Source organism: Kitasatospora sp. NPDC001225 (assembly GCF_053597855.1).
Genome location: NZ_JBSFJC010000091.1, coordinates 1 through 21,423 on the forward strand (window position 1 = coordinate 1; position 21,423 = coordinate 21,423).

Sequence of the window (21,423 nt, forward strand, 5' to 3'; positions counted from 1 at the left end):
TTGCTCTTTTATAAATTTTTAATGTTTTTGCGGAGTGGCCAACCCCCCCCCGCCCGGCCGGCACCACGCCGGGGGGGGCGCAACCGCAGTGCCGCCCCGCCGTCCGATCAACTCCCCGGCGCCGTCGCCGGTCCGCTACGCGAGCGGTCCCTGCGGGTCGTGCCCGTGGAAGGGACGCTCGAAGAGCCAGTTGTAGAGCATCTCCCGACAGATCTCCGGCTGGTACGCCGGCACCTCGTGACCGGAGTCGGGGATGGACACCTGCGTCAGGTTGCCGCGCTGACGGACGAAGCCCTTGGGGTCGCCCGGCGGCTGCTGCCAGATCAGGCGGGGCGCGCCGTGCCACTCCGGGTCGCGGTCCCGCATGAGCCTGTCGAGGATCTCCTCGGTGCTCCGGAAGCCGCAGGCGGTGTCGAAGTTCCCGGTGTAGAGCAGCACCTTGTAGCGCTTGGCGCCCCCGTCGCTCTTGTCGATGAGCGCGCCGTACTTGTCGGACGCGTCCGCCATGTTGTCCTCTACCAGGGCATCGGCCACCGGGCCGCTGTTGTCCTCGCACGTCCACTCGAGCCCGAGCGGCACGTGCAGGGCCTTCCTGACGGGATCGGTGTTCAGGTACGCCTTCAGCGTCTCCCAGGGCAGGCCCTTCCACCCCCGGACGTCGTAGATGTCGAACTTCCCGCCGTAGGCCAGGGTCTTGTCCACCAGGGCGTTGCCGTCCTTGGTGGCCTCGGCCAGGCTGCCTTCCTTGATCTCGGCCTGGACCTTCGCGTAGTCCCGGAGCAGTTCCTCGCGCTGGCCGAGGCCGATGAATCCGGTGGTGTAGACGTAGTCGATCATGAGGCCCAGCGAGAGCTCGGGGGTGATCCAGCCGTTGCCCACCGCGATCCCGCGCAGGTCGATGTGCTGTCCCGCCTTCCGCCCGTTCTGCTTGTCGATCTCCAGGGCGATCGCCGGCACGTACTTGCCGGCGTAGCTCTCGCCGCAGACGTACAGCGGGCACTGCGCGTACTCGGGGTGCAGCTGGAAGAACTTCTGGAGCGCCTGCCAGAACATGTGGCCTAGTTCGGCCTCGTCCTCGACGTACTCGTCGTGCTTGGGATCGTCGGAGTGGCTGTACCCGGCGCCCAGGGGCTGGTCCCAGTAGAGGAGGTGCGCCTCCTGGTTCCAGCTGGTGGTGGTCAGCGACACGGTCCCGACGGTGTCCTCGGTGATGGTCAGCGGGCCGTTCTCCAGGAAGAGCCCGATCAGCGAGGAGGCGCCGGGGCCTCCGTTGAGCCAGATCACCAGCGGTGTGGCGCTGATCAGGTCCTGCTGGTCGGCGACGGGCACGTGGGGGCTGCAGGTCTGGCTCTCGAAGAACCAGTAGAAGAGGTTGTTCTTCGCGGTGCCCGTGCCGTCGAGCTGTACGCGCCCCGCGTAGGAGCGGATCCCCAGCTCGAGGCTCTTGGTGTCGAGGAGGTTCGCCGGGATCGACGTGACGAGATCGTCCGGGTCCATGGTTCAGTCCTTCGTTCGGGGGCGGATCAACGGGATCGACGGGATCAGCAGGATCACCGGGCGAACGGGATGCCCCGGCGGGACTGCGCGTGGTGGGGGTGGCTGAACAGCCCGTTCGTCCGCTCCGGGTCCTCAAGGGTCCCGATGCGCTGCCCCATGTGCAGCTGCAGAGCCGGGAAGCGGCCGTGCTCGAACAGCAGGATGTTCAGGGAGCCGCCGTACTGGAAGTTCCCGATCTTCTGGCCCTTCGTCACCGGGACGGGCTTCTGGGGGTTCTTGAAGTCCGCTTCGTACTGCACGGAGCCGATCGAGTTGAGGCCGACGGTCACCATCGCCACGTGCGTCTCGTGCTTGCCCCCCCTGGGGTCGGTGAACATCGTCCTGAAGATGAGGTATCCGCGGCGGAAGGTGTCGAACATCTCGTAGTCGAACCCGTAGCCGACGTTCCCCTTGTTGAGGAGCTCGGGGAAGTCCCGCATCCCGTAGTAGATTCCGTGGACGTCGTCGTGGGACTCCACGACCTCACCCGCTACCGGCGCGTGGTACCAGTGGTAGGTGTCGGGCATCAGGATGCACGACACGGCGGTGCCCCCGGGCACCGTCTTTCCGCTCTCCTCCCTGGGGACGAACCTCTTGTAGTACTCGGAACCGGCGAGCAGCTGCTTGACGTTCATGGTGACCGTCTTGACCGGGATCGGCGTCTCCTCGGCCAGGTCGTCGACGATCATGTTGATGACGCAGTCGGTCGGGGCGACCACCACGCTGTTGTCGTCCTGGGCGTCGATCGGGCGCTTGCCGTCCTTCAGCTCCCGGATGAAGAACTGGTTGAAGGTGGCCCAGGGGCCGTCCTTGAAGTCCTCCATCCTCGTGCCGAGTTCGCTCTCCCAGAGCTTGATGAGCTTCTGCCCGTCCTTCCCCGTGTCGTCCATCTGGTCGCCCTGCAGGTTGGTGAAGTCCTTGGTCATCTCCAGGCCGGGACCGCAGGTCACGAAGACCATCCCGTAGTCGTTCTCGTAGGTGAGCCAGCTGAACTTCTCGATGTAGTCCAGGCCGTCGTTGGGCTTCGTCGTGGTCCAGTTGGTGTACCACTCCGCGAAGAACTTCTTCAGATCCTCGATGCCCTTCCCCTGCCAGTCGTAGTACACCTTCTTTCCATCGGGATCGGTCGGGTCGGCCGGACACTTCACCACGTTGGCGATCGTCGCGTCGAACAGGGTCTTGAAGCCCTCGTGATTGGTGCGGTACCAGTCGTCGATCCTGTCGAGGAAATCTTTGAGGGGCTTCGGGTACTCGTCGTTGTCCGGCATGACTCTCCCTTTCGCATCCGCCGCGGAGGCGTCCCCTTTCGGATCGCCTCTCCGGTCTCGGCGTCCACGAGTATGGTTGCGCCCCGGCCCGCCGCCGACCGGACACGCATGGGCGTCACCGGTCCGTGAATCCCCTTGCCGGTATGAGGAATTACCCCCACCGGCAACCGGCCGGAAAAGCCGAAACGTTCTTCCGGCCGCCTCGACCGGCCCCCGTCAGCCGACCGGCCGAAGCCGCCGGCCACGGCCGCGGGGCGCTCCCGTCCCAACGGTGGACGGCCGGATGGCGCATCGGAACGTCCCGGCGTCCCGCGGTCGCGGCCTGCGGGGACCGTTGCTCTGGCGGGGTGATCCGCCACCGCCGCGCGCACGTTGGGGCCCGTCGGGCGCCCGCCGTGCCGTAGGCATGACCCGTGTTCCGGGCCCGCTCCCGTCACCCGCGGAGCCGGACCCCTCCCCCACCCCCGTCGCGAAGGAACCGCCATGTCCGCCATGTCCCAGGAACCGGGCACCGTCACAGGGTCGTCGGACGCCGCGGCGTTCGCCAAGAGGACTCAGGCGAGCACCGACCCGAACGACTGGGTCCCCGTCCTCCAGGCGGGCTTCGTCTGCACCGTCGCCCACCTCGAGATCACCACCCTGGACGGCCAGCTGACGATCAGGCCCCGATGCGTCCCCATGGTCTACGCCTACCACGAGGAAGACGGCAGGAGGCTCCTCTACCTGCACGGGTCCATCTACTACCCGGACTGGATCCCGGTCTCGCTGAAGCACCTGTGGAGCGATGACGGCGTGTCCGTCAGCCTGACCGCCACCGTCATCGACGGCCTCGTCGTCGGACGCGCGGCCATCAGCACCTCCCTCGACTACCGCTCCGTCGTCGTCAACGGCGTCGCCAGGAAGGTCGACCCCTCCCTGCGCGCCAAGAGCTTCCACGCGCTGAGCGACCAGGTCATCCCCAATCGCTGGAGCGAGCTGCGCCCCATCGACGACACCGACCTGAACACGGACGGGCAGAATCACCCCACCATCGGGGTCCTCTCCGTCGACCTCGACGAGAAGGAGACGACCGTCCACGCCAAGATCGCGACCCGCCCCGAGGGGCCCGAACACGAGACCCAGCGGGACTTGGACTACCCCCACGCCTGGGGCGGCACCCTCACCGTGCGCCAGACGTACGGCGATCCCGTCCCCGACAAGCACGTCCCGCCGGGCACCCCCGTCCCCACGTCCGTGCAGGACCTCGTCAAGCGCCACCAGGCCACCTAGGAAACGGCACCGCAGGCCCGGACCGTGCGTCACGGTCCGGGCCTGCGGTGGGTCACTGACGGCGTATCACCGACGGTCGGTCACAGCTTCGCGCACTGGCCGCCCTTCGGGCCGCTCACGGTGTTGGCGAGGCCGCCGTTCACCGGGGCCGGGGTGTTGCCGGAGCAGTCCAGCGGGCCGCGCACGGTGCTGCCGGCCAGCAGGGTGGCGCCCTTGTTGAGCGCGAGGTGGAGCGGGCCGGACAGGGTGGCGCGCAGGATCGCCGTGGTGCCGGTGGTGCCGCTGACGGCGACCGGGCCGTTCACGGTGGTGTCGCTCAGCACCAGGGTGGTCGCGCCGCGGGCGGAGAGCGGGCCGGACAGGACGGAGTCCAGCGCGACCAGGGAGGCTCCGGGCTGCACCAGGACCGGGCCGTCGACGGTGGCGCCCTGGAGGCAGGTGACGCCCGAGGTGACGGCGAGCGAGGAGTGCCGGCCACGCACGGTGGTGGTGCAGGCGGGCAACGCGCCGACGGTGAGCGGCTGTTCGGCCTTCACCCCGCCGACGGTGACGCTCAGCGTCCCGCTGCCGGGGCGCAGCCCGGTCAGGGTGGCGGTGGCCGGGTCGTAGGCGGCGACGGCGGTGCGCGGGGCGCTCGCGGCGGTGCCGATGTGCACGGCGGTGCCGCCCCACTGGGCGGTGACGGGCCAGGCGACGGGCACGGTGCGCTCGCCGTCCTGGGTGAAGGTGGCGTGGACGGGGGCGGTTTCGAGCAGGCCGAGGGCGGTAGGGGCCTGGAGGTCGACGGTGTCGGCGCGGGCGCGGACCTCGGCGCGCAGCCAGGCGGAGGCGTCGTCGGCGGTGGCGTAGGGGTCGGTGACGCGGCCGGCGGCGGGGTTGACGCCGAGCATCGTCCAGCCGGTGAAGCCGCCGCGGTCGGGTTCGGCGGCGGGGCCCTTGCCGGAGTTGCCGTTGATCAGGTGCGGGACGCCGTCGATGCTCTGGGCGTGGAAGGCGCCGACGTGGCCGGTGACCATGGCGGCGGACTTGCCCTTGGTGCGGAAGTCGGCGAGCCACTGCTCGACGAGGGCGGCCTCCTTGCGGTCGCCGAGTTGGCTGCCCTGGTCGGGCAGCGGGTCGCGGGTGGGGTGGTGCTCGAAGAGCAGCAGGCCGGTGACGGACGGGTCCTGGGCGGCGCCGTCGAGGGCGGTGCGCAGGGTGGCGATCTGGTCGAAGCCGCTGCCGCGCAGGGTGCCGAGCGAGCTGTTGAGGGTGACGAAGCGGGTGCCCTTGACGTCAAAGACCTGGGTGGTGTCGCCGAAGGCGGCCTTGAAGTTGTCGATGGTGCCGGGGCCCATGACCTCGTGGTTGCCGGGCACGTAGTGCCAGGGGACGGTGTGGCCGGTGAGCTGGTCAAACTCGTCGAGGAGCGTGCGGGCGAGGGCGAAGTCGGCGGGGGCGGCCTCGTCGACGAAGTCGCCGTCGATGACGAGGAGTTCGGGCTTGGCGGCGGCGATGTCGCGCAGGGTGCGGCGGGCGGCCTGGACGATGTCGCTGTCGGGGCTGCGGGCGATGAACTGGGCGTCGGACATGACGGCGACGCGCAGCGGGCGGCCGTCGACGGTGCCGTTGGTGAGCACGACGGGGTCGGTGACCTTGGGCTGGACGGGCAGTTCGACGTCGGGGGCGACCTTGACGCGCAGGTCGGCGAGGGTGAGGGCGCCGGTGTAGGAGCGGGCGGCGCTGGTCTCCATCAGGCGGAAGCGCTGGAAGGTGAGCGGGTACTGGACGCCGGCGGGGACGGGGAACTCGACCTTGCGCCAGCCGGTCCAGGTGACCATCGGGGCGTCGAGGTTGGCGGTGACGCCGGCGGCGGTGCGGTACTGGACGCGCGGCCAGGCGCCGTTGCCGTCGCCCTCGATCCACATCGTGATGGAGCGGGGCTGGCCGGGCAGCACGATGCCCTCGGGGGCGATGGCGTACTGGCCGCGGGTGCCGGTGGAGTGGGTGAAGTCGTAGGCCAGGCGCAGGCCGTGGGTGCCGTCGGGGCCGGGGGCGGGGGCCGTCGAGCCGCCGGGGGCGCGGTCGTTGCCGGATTTCCAGGCGGCGGCGTCGGAGAAGTCGGCGAACGGCTTCTCGGTCATGCCGACGGTGACGGCGACGGCGCTCTCCAGGGCGCCGACGGTCAGTTTGAGGGTGGCGGACTTCCCGTCGGCCAGGGCCTTGAGGGCGATGGTGCCGTCGGGGGCGGCGCTCGTCTCGACCACGCCCTCGCCGCCGGTGACCTTGACGTCGGCGGCCTCGACGGGTGCGGTGTGGCCGAGCGCGTCGTAGCCGGTGACGGTGAGGCGGGCGGTGGCGCCGGCGCCTTCGAGGGCGATCGGCGCGCTGCCGGCGCTGACGCGTACCGCCGGGCCGAGCACGGTCAGCGGCAGGACGGCCTTCGCGGCGCCGGTGGCGGTGACGGCGACCTCGGCGGCGCCGGGGGCGCGGCCGGTGACGACGGCGTCCAGGCCGCGGCCCTCGACGCTCGCGGTGGCGCCGGTGGCGGTGGACCACGCGGTGGCGGGCGGCGTCGCGGTGACGGCGCCGTAGGCCTCGTCGTGGGGCAGGGCGCGCACGGTGCGGTGCAGGCCGGGGAAGAGGCGGGCGGCGGTGTCCACGGCCGGGGCCGGGCGCAGCCGGAAGCCCCTGGCCTGGCCGGATCCGGGGGTGGAGAACAGGCCGAGGCCGTTGGCGACGGCGCGTTCCCCGCCGTTGTCGGAGGGGCTGCTGACGGTGCCGGCCCGCTCGGCGCCGGGCAGGCGGGCGGCCATCGCGGCGGAGCCGCCGCCGTCCATGTTGAGCGCGTTGTGGGCGCCCATGTCGCGCAGCAGGACGGCGAGGTCGGGCAGGCTGATGCCGGGGCTGTCGGCCTGCCGGCCGTCGACGGTGACCAGGTACATGCGCCGGTTGTCGGCCGAGAAGCCCACGGCCGTACGGGCGTTGAGCTCGTTGCCGTCGTTCTCGCCGGAGCGCTGGGCGACGCCGTCGGCGACCAGGACCTGGTAGCCGCCGACGGCGACGGCGACCTCGCCGAAGGAGGCGCGCGGACGGTAGCCGACGGAGACCCGGTCGCCGGGCCTGAGGTCGCGCAGGGCGCGGGCGCCGGCCTCGCGGCCGACCAGGACGGTGGCGCCCTCGGGGACGGCGGCGCCGAGCGTGTCGCGGACGGCGGTGACCCGGCCGTCGCGCAGTTCGACCTCGGCGACCTCGGCGGAGCCGTTGGCGACGTTGCCGCGGGTGGCGTCGCCCCAGGCGGGGGTGAAGACGCCGACGCCGTCGGCGGGCAGGCCGTAGGTGTTGACGCCGTTCAGCGTCAGCTCGCGGCCGCCGGGCAGGCTCGCGTGGCCCTCCAGGAAGACCTGGGCCATCCGGGCGAGGCCGTCGGTGCCGACGGTGACGGCCTGGTTCCAGCCCTCGACGGGGGCCTGGACCAGGCCGTCCTTGCGGGAGACGCCGACGCCGAGGGGGGCCTCGGAGGCGTTCATGTCGAAGTAGTCGCCGTTGATCGCGGCGACGGCTCCGGCGCCGCGGGCCATGTCGGTGACGCTCTGGCGGGTGGTCACCTTGCCGGAGGACAGGTAGTCGACGCTCAGGCCCTTGGTGTCCAGGTCGGCGACGAGGACCTTGCCGCGGATCCAGCCCGGGCCGCCGAGGCGGTCGAAGGAGGTCATGGTCAGGCCGGGGGCGATGGGGGTGACCTCGCGGCGGGTGACCACCGACTCCCCGGGGCGGTCCAGGACCAGGCCGGGGTCGGCTTGCGCCCGGCTCGGCGCGGGGACCGGTGCGGCCCAGGCGGGGGCGGCGAGGCCGGGCAGGCCGGCGGCCAGCGCGGTGGCCAGCGCGAGCGCGCCCAGGGCGCGGCGGCGGCTGCGGGTGCGGGTGCCGGCGGGCGGGGGTGGCATGGGGGTCTCCTCGTACGGCGGCGGGCTCGGGCGTCTCCGGCGGCGTGCGGGGCGCCGGAAGTGCCGTTCGCCCGCGGACGGTGCGGCCCGGGGGCGTTTCCTCCCAGGCCGCGGGAAGTCAACCGTGCACGGACGGCCTCCAGTTCACGCGCCGGTGAACCGGCCCGCTCGGCGCCGCGAACAGGCGGGCGGATCCGGTGGGAAGGCTGACGTACCGCCATAAAGGGGGTGCGGCTCACCTCTCCGTGTCCGTCCCCTTCCGTGTTCGGCGTTTGCCCCTCCCCCAGGGGCAGGGGGCACAGTGGCGGGCGTGCAGGACGACACGATCACCATCGGCGAACTCGCCGCCCGGACCAGGCTCAGCCTCAAGGCCCTGCGGCTCTACGGCGCGCGGGGGCTGCTGCCGCCCGCCCTGGTCGACCCGCGCACCGGCGTGCGGTGGTACGGCCCGGCGCAGGTCGAGCGGGCCCGGCGGATCGCGCTGCTGCGCGCCGCCGGGCTGCCGCTGGCGCGGATCGCGGCGGTGCTGGACGCGGCCGAGTCGGACGGCGACGCGGGCGAGCGGGAGCTGCTGGCGTACTGGCGGGAGCGGGAGGCCGAGCACGCGGCCCGCCGGGAGGCGGTGGGCTACGCCCGCGAGGTCCTGGCCGGACGGGGCACGGCCGTGTTCGAGGTCGCCGAGCGCGACGTGCCCGAGCAGCACGTCCTGTTCGTCCGGCGGCACGTGGACGCCGCCGCGCTGCCCGGCTTCCTCGCCGAGGCCTCCGGGCTGCTGCTCGGCCGGCTGCGGGAGGCGGGGGCGTGCCTGTCGGGGCCGCTGTTCGCGGTCTACCACGGCCTGGTGGGCGAGGACTGCGAGGCCCTGGTCGAGGTCTGCGCCCCCACCCCGAACGCGGTCGGGCCGCACGGCCCGTTCGCGGTGCGCGTCGAGCCCGCGCACCGCGAGGCGTACACCGCCCTGACCCGCCGGCGCACCGCCGCGATGGCCGCCGCCCACGACGCGGTCGCCGCCTGGGTCGCCGCCCGCGGGTACGGGCGGGGCGGGCCGAACCGGGAGGTGTACCACCCGAACTGGGCGACCGCCGGGCCGCAGGAGCACGTCGCGGACGTCGCCGTGCCGCTGGCGGGCGCGGGCGCGGGCGCGGGCTCGGGCGGCCCTCCGGGAGGAGCTGACGACGGGCTCACAACGGGCTGACGCCGCGCTCACGGCGGGCTCGTGACGGCACCTCGGCGGTGACGCGGCGGGGTCGGTCCCGTACGGACGGGCACCGCCCCGGTGTGGAATGGGCCACATTCCAGGGGCCGTTGACGGTCCGAAGTGACCAGGGTCACGTCCGGCGCGCGTTCGCGGCGCCCGGCGGCGCGGCCCCGTGGCGGGACTGGGCGGGCGCCGTGGCGGCACGGGCGAAGGGCCCGTCCGCTTCGGGACCTTGGTCGCGAATCCCCTCGACCTTCGCCCCGGTGGCGCCCCCTCGGAACCGGGGCAACCGTGGACGGTCGCCCGTTGTGACCGGGCGGTGGCGCCGTCCGAGGTGGGCGGCGTCTTCCCCTGCCGTCTACCCGGCGCACGGTGCGCAGTGCGTGCCGTACGCTCCGGAGGACCCCAAGTACATGTCCCAGACCATCGACAACGCCCCGTATACCGCGTTCCACCGCAGGCTGGCCCTCGCCTGTTCGGGCGGACCCCTGCTCGACGGCTACATCCTGAGCATCGTCGGCGTCGCCCTGATCGGGATGCGCCCGGACCTCGGACTCTCCACCGCCGAGGTCAGCCTGATCGGCGCCGCCGCCCTGGTCGGCATGTTCGTCGGAGGCGCGCTCTTCGGCGTGCTGACCGACAAGATCGGCCGGGAGGTGATGTACACCGCCGACCTGCTCGTGATGGTCGCCTGCTCGGTGCTCTCCTTCTGGGTGGACGCGGTGTGGGCGATCACCCTGCTGCGCTTCGTACTCGGCATGGCCGTGGCCGCCGACTACCCCATCGCCACCTCGCTGCTCGCCGAGTGGCTGCCCGCCAAGAAGCGCGGCCGCCTGCTCGGGCAGCAGATCGTCGCCTGGTACGCCGGCTCGGTGCTCGCCTACGTGGTGGGCTACCTGTTCCTGGAGCTGGCCGGGCCGGGCAGCTGGCGGTGGATGCTGGCGAGCTCCACGGTGCTGTGCGTGGTGTTCCTGGTGATCCGCCGCGGCTCGCCGGAGTCGCCGCGCTGGCTGGCCGCCAACGGGCGGGTCGGCGACGCGGTGCGGGTGGTCGAGAAGCACCTCGGGGTCCGGGTCGACGGCCGGGAGCTGATGCCCGATCCGGCCGAGCGCGGCCGCCCCGCCGGACTGCGCCTGCTGATGACCCAGCCCTACCGGCGCCGCACCCTGTTCTGCGGCCTGTTCTTCATGTGCCAGGTCGGCCCGCTGTTCGCGATGCTCACCTTCGGCCCGCAGATCCTCTCCTCCTTCGGCATGCCGGGCGGCACCGTGATGGAGACCCTCGGCACCGGCCTGATCAGCCTGGTCTTCCTGCTCGGCTGCTACCCGGCGCTGCGCCTGATCGACACCCGCGGCCGGCGGCCCGTCATCATCTGGTCCTTCGCGCTGATGACCGTCCCGCTGGCGCTGCTGGGCGTGTGGCCCACCGCCCCGGCCGCGATCGCGCTGCTGGCGCTGTGCGCGTACGCCTTCCTGTGCGGCGGGCCCAACGTGCTCGACTGGACGTACCCCAACGAGCTGTTCCCGACCGAGATCCGGGCCACCGCCGTGGGCGTCGCCACCTCGGTGAGCCGGATCGGCGCGGCCGTCGGCACCTACCTGCTGCCGCTGTCGCTGACCGGGCTGGGCACCGGCCCGACCATGCTGATCGCCGCCGGGGTCACCGCCCTCGGGCTGCTGGTCTGCGTGGCGTGGGCGGAGGAGACCCGCGGCACCGCGCTGGGCGCCTCCCCCGCTGCCCCTGCTGCCCCTGCTGGTGCCTCCGCCGGCGCGCGGACCGCGCGGGGCGCCGTTCCGGCGCAGCGGGTGGCGCAGACGGCGCGCTGACGGAGGACCGTCCGTGCCGCTTCGGCCCCCGCCCGCCTGGGCGGGGGCCGAAACGGTTTCCGGGCCGGGCCCGCGGGTCAGGCCAGGTCGCCGCGTTCGCGCAGCAGGGGCAGGAGGTGGTCGCGGACGGCGGGGGCCAGGCGCAGGGTGTCGTCGCGGCCGTCGGTCCAGCGCAGGTCGGCGAGTTCGGCGGCGGGGACGGGCTCGCGGTCCAGGGTGGCGGTGAAGACGGTCATCAGCATGGGCACGCCTTCGAGGGCGGCGGTGGCGCGGATGTCGGTGAGGTGGCGGGGGTCGACCGGGGCCGCGCCGAGCTCCTCGCCCAGCTCGCGGGCCAGCGCCTGGAGGGCGTCCTCGCCGGGGTCGGGCTTGCCGCCGGGGAGGTAGAAGACCTCGGGGGCGGCCTGCTTGCTGACGACCAGGAGCCGGCCGTCCCGGATGATCGCGGCGGCGGCGACGGTGAGGGGCGTTTCCGGGATGCTGGTGGCTGCGGATTCGATCATGGAAGCGATTGTCGCAGGTGGGAGGGTGTCGGGAGGGCGCGCCGACGGGGAACCCTTGCGAGTCCGTGCGCGCGCAACTATTGTTTACGAGTGTAAATGCAGCTGCAAAAGTTGCATGCTCGCCCTTGCATCGCCCTGCGTCCCTTGCTCCACCCCGCATCCTTGCTTCACCTGCGTCCTGGCGTCAGCCGACCCCACCGGGAGTCCGACATGAGCACCTCTCTCTTCGCCCCGCTCACCCTGCGGTCCCTGACCGTCCCCAACCGGATCTGGATGCCGGCGATGTGCCAGTACAGCGCGGCCCCGGACGGCGCCGCGGCCGGCGTCCCGACCGACTGGCACTTCACCCACCTCGCGGCCCGCGCCGCCGGCGGCACCGGGCTGATCATCACGGAGGCCACCGCGGTCAGCCCTGAGGGACGCATCAGCCCGTACGACCTCGGCATCTGGAACGACGAGCAGGCCGCCGCCTTCCGCCGGATCACCGCCTTCCTGAAGAGCCAGGGCACCGTCCCGGCCATCCAGCTCGCCCATGCCGGCCGCAAAAGCTCCACCGAGCGCACCTGGGTCGACCGCGGACGCCCCGTCGCCCCGGACGAGGAGCACGGCTGGACCCCGGTCGGCCCCGGCACCGAGGCCTTCTCCCCCGCCCACACCACGCCGGACGAGCTCACCGAGGAGCAGATCGGCGAGATCGTGCGGCAGTTCGCCGACGCCGCCCGGCGCGCGCTCGACGCCGGCTTCCAGGTCGCCGAGGTCCACGGCGCCCACGGCTACCTCGTGCACCAGTTCCTCTCCCCCCACACCAACCGGCGCACCGACGGCTACGGCGGCTCCTTCGAGGGCCGCATCCGCTTCGCGCTGGAGGTCGTCGACGCCGTCCGCTCGGTGTGGCCCGAGGACCTGCCGGTCTTCTTCCGCGTCTCCGCGACCGACTGGCTCACCGAGAACCCGGAGGACGGCCGCGAGGGCTGGACCTCCCAGGACACCGTCCGCCTCGCCAAGGAGCTCCGGGCCCACGGCGTCGACCTGCTCGACGTCTCCACCGGCGGCCTCGTCCCCGATGCCCGGATCGAGGCCGCACCCGGCTTCCAGGTGCCCTTCGCCGAGGCCGTACGCCGCGAGACCGACCTGCCGGTGGCCGCCGTCGGCCTGATCACCGACCCCACCCAGGCCCAGACCCTCCTCACCGAAGGCCGCACCGACGCCGTCCTGATCGGCCGCGAACTGCTGCGCGACCCCTACTGGGCCCGCCACGCCGCCACCACCCTCGGCGCCGAAGTCACCACCCCCATCCAGTACCACCGCTCCTGACCCCCGCCCCACCCAGCGCAACGCGGGAAGTCGGCCCCACCGACTTCCCGCTCCACCTCGCGCACTGCAGCCACCCCACCAACCGCCCGCGCAGCATGGGAAGTCGGCCCCGCCGACTTTCCAGTCACCCACCCGCGCACCCACCCCACCAACCGCCCAGCGCAGCACAGTGGGCAGTCGACCCCGTCGACTGCCCACTCCACCTCGCACGGGCACTTCCCCATCAACTGCCCTACCCGGCACGAGAAGTCGGACCCGCCGACTTCCCACTCCGCCCCGCTCACCGCAGTCGCTCCACCAACTTCCCAACGCAGCACAGGAAGTCGAGCCCACCGACTTCCCACCCCACCTCGCGCAGGAACTTCCCCACCAGCCGCCCCGCACGCACGAGACCTTGGCCCTACCGACTTCCCACTCACCCGCCCACGCATCCCCACCCAACGGAGCAGGGGCGAGCGCGCAGAGCAGCGAAGCACAGGAAGTCGGCCCCATCGACTTCTCACTCCGATCCGCTCGCCGCAGCCATCAACGGACCAGCACAGCGTGGGAAGTCGAGCCATCCGACTTCCCATTTCACCCGCCCTCACCCAGCGAAGCCGGAAGGGAGCGGAGTCGCGCAGCACGAGAAGTCGAGCCCGCCGACTTCCCACTCCAGCCTCCGCGCCCACCCACCAAGCCGCGCAGGCCGGGGCCTGCGAAGAGGGATTTGCCGCCCAGCCTGCCGACGGGCGAGCGAGGCTGATCGACGTATGGCCGGCGAGCGTCGATGCGGCACGAGAAGTCGACCCCTCCGACTTCTCACTCCATTCCAACCCCCACCCCCACCCGGCAGAGCGATGTGGGGGGGTGATGGGAGTGCCGCACACAGGAAGTCGAACCTGGCGACTTCCTACAGCGGGTGGCACGGCGCGGGAAGTCGGGCCCGCCGACTTTCCGCTCCGGCCCGCGCGCCCACCCGGCAAGCTCTTCGGGCCGGGGCCCGGGGAACTGCGGGTGGGCGAGGGGTGGGTCAGGTGTTCTGCCGGCCCGGGATCTCGGTGGTGTCGGGGTCGATGGGGCTGGCGTCGCTCAGGTCTTCCACTCTCAGTGGCTGTTGGCCGTCGAAGACGACCGCGAGGCCGTAGGGGTCGCAGATGGGCAGGCGGCCTTCGGCGAAGTGGAGGTGCCACTCGTCGAGGTAGAAGTTGAGCTGGGGGGAGTCCAGTGGGAAGTCCGCGGCCGGCAGGCGGAGGTAGGGCTGTGACTCCGCTTCGGTGAGGCCGAAGAGGGCCGGGTCGGCCGCCACCGCCTCGCGCACGAAGTGGAGCGCCGTCTCGAGGTAGTGGTCGATCCTGCCGAGGACCTCGGCGACCAGGGGGAGGTCGGCCCGGTCGAGGTCGTCGGTGTCTTCGAGCAGGATGGTGGCCTCGACGGGGGCGCCGTACAGCGTGCTCCTCGGTGCCTGGTCAATGCTCCAGACTCTCAGGCCGTCAGGACCCCGGGAGGGGAGCAGCCGTCCGATGCCGTTGCGGAAGACGTTCGGGGGCATGGCGACTCCGTCTCGCGGGACTCGGGACTCGGGGTGCGGCCGCAGGGATTGCGGCCGTTCCCTCGGATGGTACGGCCGCAGGAAATCTTTCGGCCCAGCCAGGGCGCAGTGATGGCATTTCAGGGGGTCTCGACCGCAAATTTTCCTGCGGGGCGGGGTGCGTGTCGGATTTGAGTTGGAGCGCACTCCAAGTTCTACGGTTTCTGCCGTGGTCGCCGCCGCACGTGGTCGGCGGCGCGGGAACGGGAGAGGAGCGGCGCCGATGAGCAGGTCCGCGCACGAGGCCGAGGTCCGCCGGGAGCGTTTCGCGCACGGGTTGGAGGTGCTGGAGCGGATCGACGGCGAGGTCGGGCGGCGGGTGGTGGACGCGCTGGGCGACGTCAGTCCGGAGCTCGGGCACCAGGTGGTCGCCTGGGGGTTCGGGGAGATCTACAGCCGGCCGGGGCTGCCGCCGCGCGATCGGCAGTTGGTCACCCTGGGCATGCTCACCGCGCTCGGCGGGTGCGAGCCGCAGCTGGAGGTCCATGTCAACGCCTCGCTGAACGTCGGGCTCACGCCGCAGGAGATCGTCGAGGCGCTGCTGCACTCCGCCGGCTACTGCGGCTTCCCGAAGGCCCTGAACGCCACCTTCGTCGCCAAGAAGGTGTTCGGCGAGCGCGGCCTGCTGCCGGTCGCGGCGGACCGGCAGGACGACCAGCGGGACGACCAGCGGGAGGACCGGCCGACGGATCGGCAGGCGGGCCGGCCGACCGGCTGACCGGCAGCCGGCCGACGGACCGACCGGCCCGGTGGTGCGGACTTCGGCGCGGCAGAGGGTGCCGCAGCTGGCCCGCCCTGCTGGAACAGGGCAAGCCGGATCCCCTGGGTGGTGTCGAGTGGCAACGGCCGGGGAGACCGCGTGCATGGGGCGCGACAGGCCAATGCCGCGCCGGGCCCTGGCGCCTCCGGCTCCTGGCCGGGGGCTGGGCTGGTGCGGGGCGCTCACCCCGCCGATATCCACTGAGGATGGCGTTTCGATTTCCTCGCGGCAAGCCCGAAAGTGCGCGGGAGGTCGGACGCGGCGGGTAGCGGGACCCGGGGGTGCGGACGGCCGGACGTCCGTGAGCTGCGAATTCCTTCCGACGGTTTTTCAATTTCGGTTGGGACAAGGCGAGAAACGGCGGCGTAAACCGTTGGACCGCCCCCGTGGTACACGGCGACCCTGTGCGTGGGTGTCCAGCCCGCCCGGCTCTGGAAGGCCGGACGGGCGCGCGTGAGGACCCCGGTCGAGTGGCAGCAACCGCAACCCAGCGAAGCGGAGACCGCATGGAACAGCAGTACACCCCGGCCGCGAACGCGGCGTGCGTCGAGGTCCGGACGGCCCCCGGCATCCCGGTGCCGGTCCCGGCCACCGTGCTCGTGGTCGTCGTCCTCCTCCTCACCACCGCCCTGACCACCCTCGGCACCCCCGCCCGCACCGCCGTCGCCACCCTGGCCGGCGCCGGACTGCTCGGCATAGAGCTGGTCCGCCGCCTGGCCGAGGCGCTCACCGTCCACCGGGCCCGCTAGGAGACGGCCGGTGGGGCGCCTGAACAGCGCCCTGGCTGAGCAGGACAAGGAGGTCCGGACGCTCGCGCGGTGGCTGCGCGGACTGCGCGAGCGCTCCGGCCTCACCTACAGCCAGATGGCGTGCAAGACCGTCGGATTCACCCGGTCCGTCTCCCTCGCCACCCTCTCCCGCGCGGACGAGGGCCGTACGGTGCCGACCTGGCCGGTCACCGAGGCCTACGTCCGGGCCTGCGGCGGCTCGGTGCGCACCGCCGAGCGGCTGTGGCTGCGCGCCGACGCCCGCCGGCCCGGCCGGAGGGGGAAGGTCGCGGGCTGCGGGGCCGGTGCGCACCGGGCCCTGCGGTACGTCACGGAGCGTTCCGAACTGCTCGTCGCCATGCGGCGGTTGCGGCTGCGCGCCGGGAGCCCGACCCTGCGCGAGCTGGAGACGCGCGCGGTGCGGGGCGCGGTGAGCCACCTGCCGCGCAGCACCCTGCACGGGGTGCTGGCGGGCGAGCGGGACTGCACCGAGCGGGTCCTCGTCGAGTTCGTCCGGGCCTGCGGGGTGGACCCGGCGGAGGAGGACGAGTGGGTCGCGGCCCTGCGCCGCACCGCCGGGGCGCCGCCCCCGCCGTCCTCCCAGCCCGACGTCCGCCGCCAACTCGCCGAGGCCCACGCGGAGATCCGGCACCTGCGCCGCGCCCTCGGCAGCCGCCCGGCGCGGGAAGTCGGCCCGTCCGACTTCCCGCGCCGCACCAGCCGGTTGGCGGGACGGCCCGTCCCCTGACCGGGAGGCCCCGCCCGGCCTGCGGGAGCGGGAAGCCGGCCCGTCCGACGTTTCATGCCGTGGCCGGTGGCTCCTCCTCGGGCAGCAGGTACCGGCCGAGGTGCGCCGTGAGGAACGCGGCGATCGTCTCCGCGTCGGTGGACTCCGCGGGCAGGTCACCCGGGCGGGGCTGGTGGATCCTGATGAGTTCGTCCCTCAACCGGGCATCGAGAAGCGGCGCTTGGTAGCTGTCGATGGTCCCGCGGTAGAACAACCAGTCGAAGATCCTGACGGCGGGGCAGCGGCCGGACTGCGGCTCGTCCGACAGGTGGCTGTCCCCCCAGGCGCCGACGTAGACGTAGTCCGCGCGCCTCAGGGCTCCGTCGAGGTGCGGGGTGGGGTGGTCCTTCAGGTTCCAGTAGCTGCGGGCTTCGGCTTCGGGTACGGGTTCCGGGAACGCGGCAAGCCAGAGACGGAATTCGAACACCGGAACAGCCTGGCAGACCCGCACCGGATCCACCGCCACTTCCGCTCCCCCGCTCCCCCGCGCCCCCGCTCCCCCGCTCCCGCCGAGGGCGACCGCGCCGGCATGGGCGGAACGGGGATCCAGCGGGCGCGGGCGGGGGTCAGTCTCCCGGGCGGCGGCGCAGCCACCGGTAGAGCAGGGCGGCCGTGGCGGCGCCGGTGGCCAGGACGGCGGCGTCGAGCCCGGCGGGCACGGTCGGGTCCTGCCCGTGGTGCTGGTAGACGCCGGACAGCAGGGCCCGGGCGGCCAGGGCCGCCACCGCCCCGGCGCCGGTGGCGATGAGGGCCTCGATCTGGCCGGTGCGGCGGGAGGGCACCGGCTCAGAACCCGGTGAGGGTCGTCTTGCCGATCGCCGTACCGGACTCCTGGAGGCGGTGGGCCGCCCGGAGGTTGGCGGCGTTGACGGGGCCGAGGTCGCGGGTGGCGGTGGTGGTGAGGACGCCCGCGTCCACCAGGCGGGCGACCCGGTCGAGGATGCGGTGCTGCACCGCCCGGTCGGCGGTGGCGTGCAGGGAGCGGGTGAACATGAACTCCCAGTGGAAGGAGATGCTCTTGCCCTTGAGGACGCCGATGTCCAGGGAGTCGAAGTCGTCGACGGCGACGATGCCGCCGAAGGGCTTCAGGGCCTCGGCGTAGGCGGTGAGGTTGCGGTCGGTGGCGACGGTGCTGAAGACATGGTCGAGGCCGCCGGGGGCGACCTCGGCCAGCTGCGGGCCGAGCGGGCGGCTGTGGTCGATCACGTGGTCGGCGCCCATGCGGCGGGCGAAGTCGGCCGACTCCGGGCGGGAGGCGGTGCCGATCACGGTCAGGCCGGTGAGGGCGCGGGCGAGCTGGGTGACGAGGGAGCCGACGCCGCCCGCGGCGGCGGTCACCAGCAGGGTGCCGCCCTGCTCCGGTCCGCCGGTGCCCAGGCCAAGGCGCTCGAAGAGGCCCTCCCAGGCGGTGAGCGCGGTCAGCGGGAGCGCGGCGGCCCCGGCGAAGGAGAGGGTGGCGGGCTTGCGTCCGACCAGGCGCTCGTCCACCGCGTGGTAGCGGGAGTCGGCGCCGGGCCGGTCCAGGGCGCCGGCGTAGTACACCTCGTCGCCGACCCGGAACAGCTCCGTCTGCGGGCCGACCGCGACCACGGTGCCGGCCGCGTCCCAGCCCAGCACCCGCGGCTCGCCGCCCGGGTCGGCGCTCTGGCGGACCTTGTGGTCCACCGGGTTGACGCCCACCGCCTCGACCCGCACCAGCAGGTCGCGCAGGCCCGGCCGGGGCACGGGCAGCTCGACGTCGAGCAGGCTCCGCGGGTCGTCGACCGGCAGGCTCCGGCGGTAGGCGACGGCGGGCATCGTCGCCGGGATCCCGGCGGTCTCGGGCGTCGGGGGCGTCGCGGGCATGGCGGTCATCAGGGCTCTCCTCCTCGGGGCGCCCGGGGTGTCCGGGCACGTCGGAGACGGTATGCGGAAGGTAGTGGTTACCCGCAAGGACCATTGGTACCCGTTAGGTACCGAAGCAGTACCCGACGGGTACCAATGGGTACCATCGGCGCGTGACGACGACCCGTACGGCGAAGACCCACGCCCTCGACTGCACCGACCCCAAGTCCGTCTACGCCGCGGCCTGCCCTTGCCGCGACATGCTCGACCTGCTGGCCAACAAGTGGAGCGCCCTCGCCCTGGGCGCCCTGGAGGACGGCCCGCAGCGCTTCGGCGCGCTGCGCACCCGCCTGCAGGGCGTCAGCCCGAAGGTCCTCACCCAGACCCTGCGCAGGCTGGAGGAGCACGGCCTGGTCCACCGCGAGATCCACGCCGAGGTCCCCCCGCGGGTCGAGTACAGCCTCACCCCGCTGGGCGTGGACGCCTGCGCCCCGCTGGCGCACCTGCGCACCTGGGTGGAGCGCAACATCGACCGCTTCCCCGTGACCGGCTGAGGACGATCGGCTGCGGACGCCTGCGGTCGTGCTCGGCGACCGGTCGCACTCGGCGGCGGCAGGCGGTGCGGCCGTCCCGGTCGGGTTCGAGCGCGGCTTCAAGCGTTCGAGGTCGGCTCCGAGGACGGCTCCGCTCAGGGCCCGGACGGGGCGTCGACGGCCTTCGCCCTGCACCGCGGGCAGCTTCCGGGCCGCTTCCTCGCGACGAACGGATGCCGGTAGACCGTCACCCGGCGCCGGGGATGCCGCAGAGCGTCGCCGGGCCGGCCAGGGCGTGCTCCAGGGCCGGGTCGCCCGTCTCCCGGCTTGCGGCGAAGCCCGTCGGAGCGAGCCCGAGCGTGAACCGGAGGGAACGGAGGCGGCGACCGAGCTGCGGCATGGCCGCCACCTTCCCACACGGCTCTTCCACCGTGACGTCAACGAGAACCGGGCAGACCGGGCAGGCCCGGCAGGTCGAGGGTGGCGCGGAGGCCGCCGGCGGGTTCGGGGGCGAGGTGGAGGGCCCCGTGGTGGGCGTCGGTGACGGCGGCGACGATGGCCAGGCCCAGGCCGTGGCCGCGGCGGGCCGGGTCGGTCTCGGCGGTGCGCCCGCGGCCGCGCAGGAACGGTTCGGTGAAGGTGGCCACGGCCTCCGCCGTCAGCCGCGGGCCGGTGTTGGCGACGGTCAGGCGCACCCGCCCGGGCCGTTCGGGGTCGGCCCCGGTGGCGACGGTGACCCGCCCGCCGGTCGGCAGGTTGTGCCGCAGCGCGTTGTGCAGCAGGTTGACGGCCGCCTGGCGCAGCAGGACGGGGTTGCCGGTGGTCGGGGCGGGGCGCAGGTCGGCGGTGAGGGTGACGCCGAAGGTCCGGGCCTCGTCGCGGACGGCGGCCAGTGCCTCCCCGGTGGCGGTGGCGAGGTCGGTGGGGGCGAGGTCGGGCGGGGCGTGGCCGAGGTCGGCGAGCTGGAGCAGGGCCTCGCTGATCTCGATGCCGCGCTGGTTGGTGTCCTGGAGGCGGCTGACGAGCCGGCCCCAGTCCTGGCCGGCCGGGTCGGCGGCGGCGACCTGGAGCATGGTGCGGGTGATCGCCAGCGGGGTGCGCAGTTCGTGGGAGGCGTTGGCGGCGAAGCGCTGCTGGGCCTCGAAGGAGTGCTGGAGGCGGGCGAGCATCTCGTCGAAGGCGTCGGAGAGGTCGGTGAACTCGTCGCGCGGCCCGGTGAGGGCGATGCGGTGTTCCAGCGCGCCGCCCGCGGCGCGGTGGGCGGCGCGGGTGATGTCCTGCAGCGGGCGCAGCACCCGGCCGGCGATCAGCCAGCCGCCGACCAGGCCGACGGCGGTCAGCAGGGCCAGGGCGTAGCCGCTGGCGGTGAGCAGGGAGCGCAGGATCTCCTGGCGGGAGGGGGCGTCGGAGCGGTAGCGCGGGTTGGAGGAGGTGAGGGGGTAGTTGGGCACGTAGCGCATGCCGACGTAGACGACGGCGAGGCAGAGGACGCCGGCGGTGACGGCGAAGAGGGTGTAGCTGAGGGTCAGGCGCATCCGGGCGGTCAGCCGGCGCGGGCGGGTTCCGGTGCGGCGTCCGCCCGTACGGCGCCCGGAGGCGGAAGAGGAGGGACCGGGGTCGGGGTTCACTGCGGGGTGCCTTCCTGGCGCGGGTCGGTGAGGCGGTAGCCCACGCCCGGCACGGTCTGGATCACCCACGGGTCGCCGAGGCGTTTGCGCAGGCCGGAGATGGTGATGCGGACCGCGTTGGTGAAGGGGTCGGCGTTCTCGTCCCAGGCGCGTTCCAGCAGGTCCTCGGCGCTGATGACGCCGCCGTGCGCCGCCATCAGGACCTCCAGGACGGCGAACTGCTTGCGGGACAGGCCCACGTAGCGGCCGTCGCGGTAGACCTCGCGGCGGAAGGGGTCCAGGCGCAGCCCGGCGTACTCCAGGACGGGCGGCGCGGCCTGGGCCGGGCGGCGGGCCAGGGAGCGCAGCCGGACGACGAGTTCGGCGAGGTCGAAGGGCTTGGTGAGGTAGTCGTCGGCGCCGAGTTCGAAGCCGGCGACCTTCTCGTTCAGGCGGGCGGCGGCGGTGAGCATCAGCACCCGGCAGCCCAGGCCCTGCTCGACGATGCTGCGGCAGACGTCGTCGCCGTGGGTGCCGGGGATGTCGCGGTCGAGGACGACGACGTCGTAGCTGTGGACGGCCAGGCGCTCCAGCGCCGCGTCGCCGTCGGTGACGATGTCGCAGGCCATCGCCTCCAGCCGCAGACCGGCCTGGACCGCCTCCGCGAGGTAGATCTCGTCCTCCACCACCAGGACCCGCACGTGCCGTTCTCCCTCGCTCCGCTGTTCGTACCCATTG

Annotated in this window: 19 protein-coding genes; 8 read left to right on the forward strand and 11 right to left on the reverse strand. The window is 73.1% G+C overall.

Features of this window, described 5'->3' with window-relative positions:
- Positions 1-135 precede the first annotated feature (135 nt).
- Together ACWDCZ_RS26925 and ACWDCZ_RS26930 are read right to left on the reverse strand one after the other, a co-directional pair.
- Entirely contained in the window at positions 136-1,497 is a 1,362-nt protein-coding gene (locus ACWDCZ_RS26925; protein ID WP_449817164.1) for a S10 family serine carboxypeptidase-like protein, read from the reverse strand.
- Positions 1,498-1,550: 53 nt separating this feature from the next.
- A complete protein-coding gene (locus tag ACWDCZ_RS26930; protein ID WP_449817165.1) occupies positions 1,551-2,804 on the reverse strand; it encodes a phosphatidylserine decarboxylase in 1,254 nt (417 codons plus the stop codon).
- Between the two features lie 483 nt (positions 2,805-3,287).
- Here ACWDCZ_RS26930 and ACWDCZ_RS26935 point away from each other — a divergent pair, with 483 nt between their 5' ends.
- Positions 3,288-4,073: a pyridoxamine 5'-phosphate oxidase family protein gene (locus ACWDCZ_RS26935; protein WP_449817166.1), complete on the forward strand. Its 786-nt coding sequence runs from the start codon at positions 3,288-3,290 to the stop codon at positions 4,071-4,073.
- An 80-nt stretch (positions 4,074-4,153) separates the two neighbouring features.
- On the opposite strand, the gene ACWDCZ_RS26940 is transcribed toward ACWDCZ_RS26935, so the two are convergent.
- Complete coding sequence (locus ACWDCZ_RS26940) at positions 4,154-7,999, reverse strand: phosphodiester glycosidase family protein (protein ID WP_449817167.1); 3,846 nt, start codon at positions 7,997-7,999, stop codon at positions 4,154-4,156.
- Positions 8,000-8,309: 310 nt separating this feature from the next.
- On the opposite strand from ACWDCZ_RS26940, the gene ACWDCZ_RS26945 reads away from it, so the two are divergent.
- Complete coding sequence (locus ACWDCZ_RS26945) at positions 8,310-9,194, forward strand: MerR family transcriptional regulator (RefSeq protein ID WP_449817168.1); 885 nt, start codon at positions 8,310-8,312, stop codon at positions 9,192-9,194.
- A 416-nt stretch (positions 9,195-9,610) separates the two neighbouring features.
- On the forward strand, positions 9,611-11,023 hold the full coding sequence (locus ACWDCZ_RS26950; protein WP_074005316.1) for an MFS transporter: 1,413 nt from the start codon (positions 9,611-9,613) through the stop codon (positions 11,021-11,023).
- A gap of 77 nt (positions 11,024-11,100) precedes the next feature.
- Here the strand turns inward: ACWDCZ_RS26950 and ACWDCZ_RS26955 are convergent, their stop codons facing one another.
- A complete protein-coding gene (locus tag ACWDCZ_RS26955; RefSeq protein ID WP_388048259.1) occupies positions 11,101-11,526 on the reverse strand; it encodes an NUDIX hydrolase in 426 nt (141 codons plus the stop codon).
- Between the two features lie 210 nt (positions 11,527-11,736).
- Here ACWDCZ_RS26955 and ACWDCZ_RS26960 point away from each other — a divergent pair, with 210 nt between their 5' ends.
- Positions 11,737-12,840, forward strand: coding sequence for an NADH:flavin oxidoreductase/NADH oxidase (locus tag ACWDCZ_RS26960; RefSeq protein ID WP_449817169.1), 1,104 nt, complete (start codon positions 11,737-11,739; stop codon positions 12,838-12,840).
- A 1,009-nt stretch (positions 12,841-13,849) separates the two neighbouring features.
- Here the strand turns inward: ACWDCZ_RS26960 and ACWDCZ_RS26965 are convergent.
- A complete protein-coding gene (locus tag ACWDCZ_RS26965) occupies positions 13,850-14,368 on the reverse strand; it encodes a hypothetical protein (protein ID WP_449817170.1) in 519 nt (172 codons plus the stop codon).
- A 262-nt stretch (positions 14,369-14,630) separates the two neighbouring features.
- Between ACWDCZ_RS26965 and ACWDCZ_RS26970 the strand changes: the two genes are divergently transcribed.
- The 3 genes from ACWDCZ_RS26970 (at position 14,631) to ACWDCZ_RS26980 (ending at position 16,682) form a co-directional block, all read left to right on the forward strand.
- Complete coding sequence (locus ACWDCZ_RS26970; protein WP_449817171.1) at positions 14,631-15,125, forward strand: carboxymuconolactone decarboxylase family protein; 495 nt, start codon at positions 14,631-14,633, stop codon at positions 15,123-15,125.
- Positions 15,126-15,673: 548 nt separating this feature from the next.
- Positions 15,674-15,916: a hypothetical protein gene (locus ACWDCZ_RS26975; protein ID WP_049649932.1), complete on the forward strand. Its 243-nt coding sequence runs from the start codon at positions 15,674-15,676 to the stop codon at positions 15,914-15,916.
- Between the two features lie 10 nt (positions 15,917-15,926).
- Positions 15,927-16,682: a helix-turn-helix domain-containing protein gene (locus ACWDCZ_RS26980; RefSeq protein ID WP_449817172.1), complete on the forward strand. Its 756-nt coding sequence runs from the start codon at positions 15,927-15,929 to the stop codon at positions 16,680-16,682.
- Positions 16,683-16,734: 52 nt separating this feature from the next.
- Here ACWDCZ_RS26980 and ACWDCZ_RS26985 read toward each other — a convergent pair whose 3' ends face one another.
- The 3 genes from ACWDCZ_RS26985 to ACWDCZ_RS26995 all read right to left on the reverse strand — a co-directional run bounded on the left by ACWDCZ_RS26985 (position 16,735) and on the right by ACWDCZ_RS26995 (position 18,575).
- Positions 16,735-17,187 carry a hypothetical protein gene (locus ACWDCZ_RS26985; protein ID WP_449817173.1) on the reverse strand — a complete coding sequence of 151 codons (453 nt, stop codon included), beginning with the start codon at positions 17,185-17,187 and terminating at the stop codon, positions 16,735-16,737.
- A 100-nt stretch (positions 17,188-17,287) separates the two neighbouring features.
- Positions 17,288-17,503: a hypothetical protein gene (locus ACWDCZ_RS26990; protein WP_380777535.1), complete on the reverse strand. Its 216-nt coding sequence runs from the start codon at positions 17,501-17,503 to the stop codon at positions 17,288-17,290.
- A 4-nt stretch (positions 17,504-17,507) separates the two neighbouring features.
- Positions 17,508-18,575: a zinc-binding alcohol dehydrogenase family protein gene (locus ACWDCZ_RS26995; RefSeq protein ID WP_449817174.1), complete on the reverse strand. Its 1,068-nt coding sequence runs from the start codon at positions 18,573-18,575 to the stop codon at positions 17,508-17,510.
- 143 nt (positions 18,576-18,718) lie between these two features.
- On the opposite strand from ACWDCZ_RS26995, the gene ACWDCZ_RS27000 reads away from it, so the two are divergent.
- On the forward strand, positions 18,719-19,099 hold the full coding sequence (locus ACWDCZ_RS27000; RefSeq protein ID WP_449817175.1) for a winged helix-turn-helix transcriptional regulator: 381 nt from the start codon (positions 18,719-18,721) through the stop codon (positions 19,097-19,099).
- A gap of 226 nt (positions 19,100-19,325) precedes the next feature.
- Here ACWDCZ_RS27000 and ACWDCZ_RS27005 read toward each other — a convergent pair whose 3' ends face one another.
- Genes ACWDCZ_RS27005 through ACWDCZ_RS27015 form a run of 3 tightly spaced genes read right to left on the reverse strand, consistent with a single transcriptional unit; the run spans position 19,326 to position 21,386 of the window.
- Positions 19,326-19,478 carry a hypothetical protein gene (locus tag ACWDCZ_RS27005; protein ID WP_449817176.1) on the reverse strand — a complete coding sequence of 51 codons (153 nt, stop codon included), beginning with the start codon at positions 19,476-19,478 and terminating at the stop codon, positions 19,326-19,328.
- Positions 19,479-19,515: 37 nt separating this feature from the next.
- Positions 19,516-20,706 (reverse strand): sensor histidine kinase, encoded by a 1,191-nt coding sequence (locus ACWDCZ_RS27010; RefSeq protein ID WP_449817177.1) that lies wholly within the window; start codon positions 20,704-20,706, stop codon positions 19,516-19,518.
- On the reverse strand, positions 20,703-21,386 hold the full coding sequence (locus ACWDCZ_RS27015; RefSeq protein WP_074005305.1) for a response regulator transcription factor: 684 nt from the start codon (positions 21,384-21,386) through the stop codon (positions 20,703-20,705). The genes ACWDCZ_RS27010 and ACWDCZ_RS27015 overlap by 4 nt, the downstream gene beginning before the upstream one ends.
- Positions 21,387-21,423 lie beyond the last annotated feature (37 nt).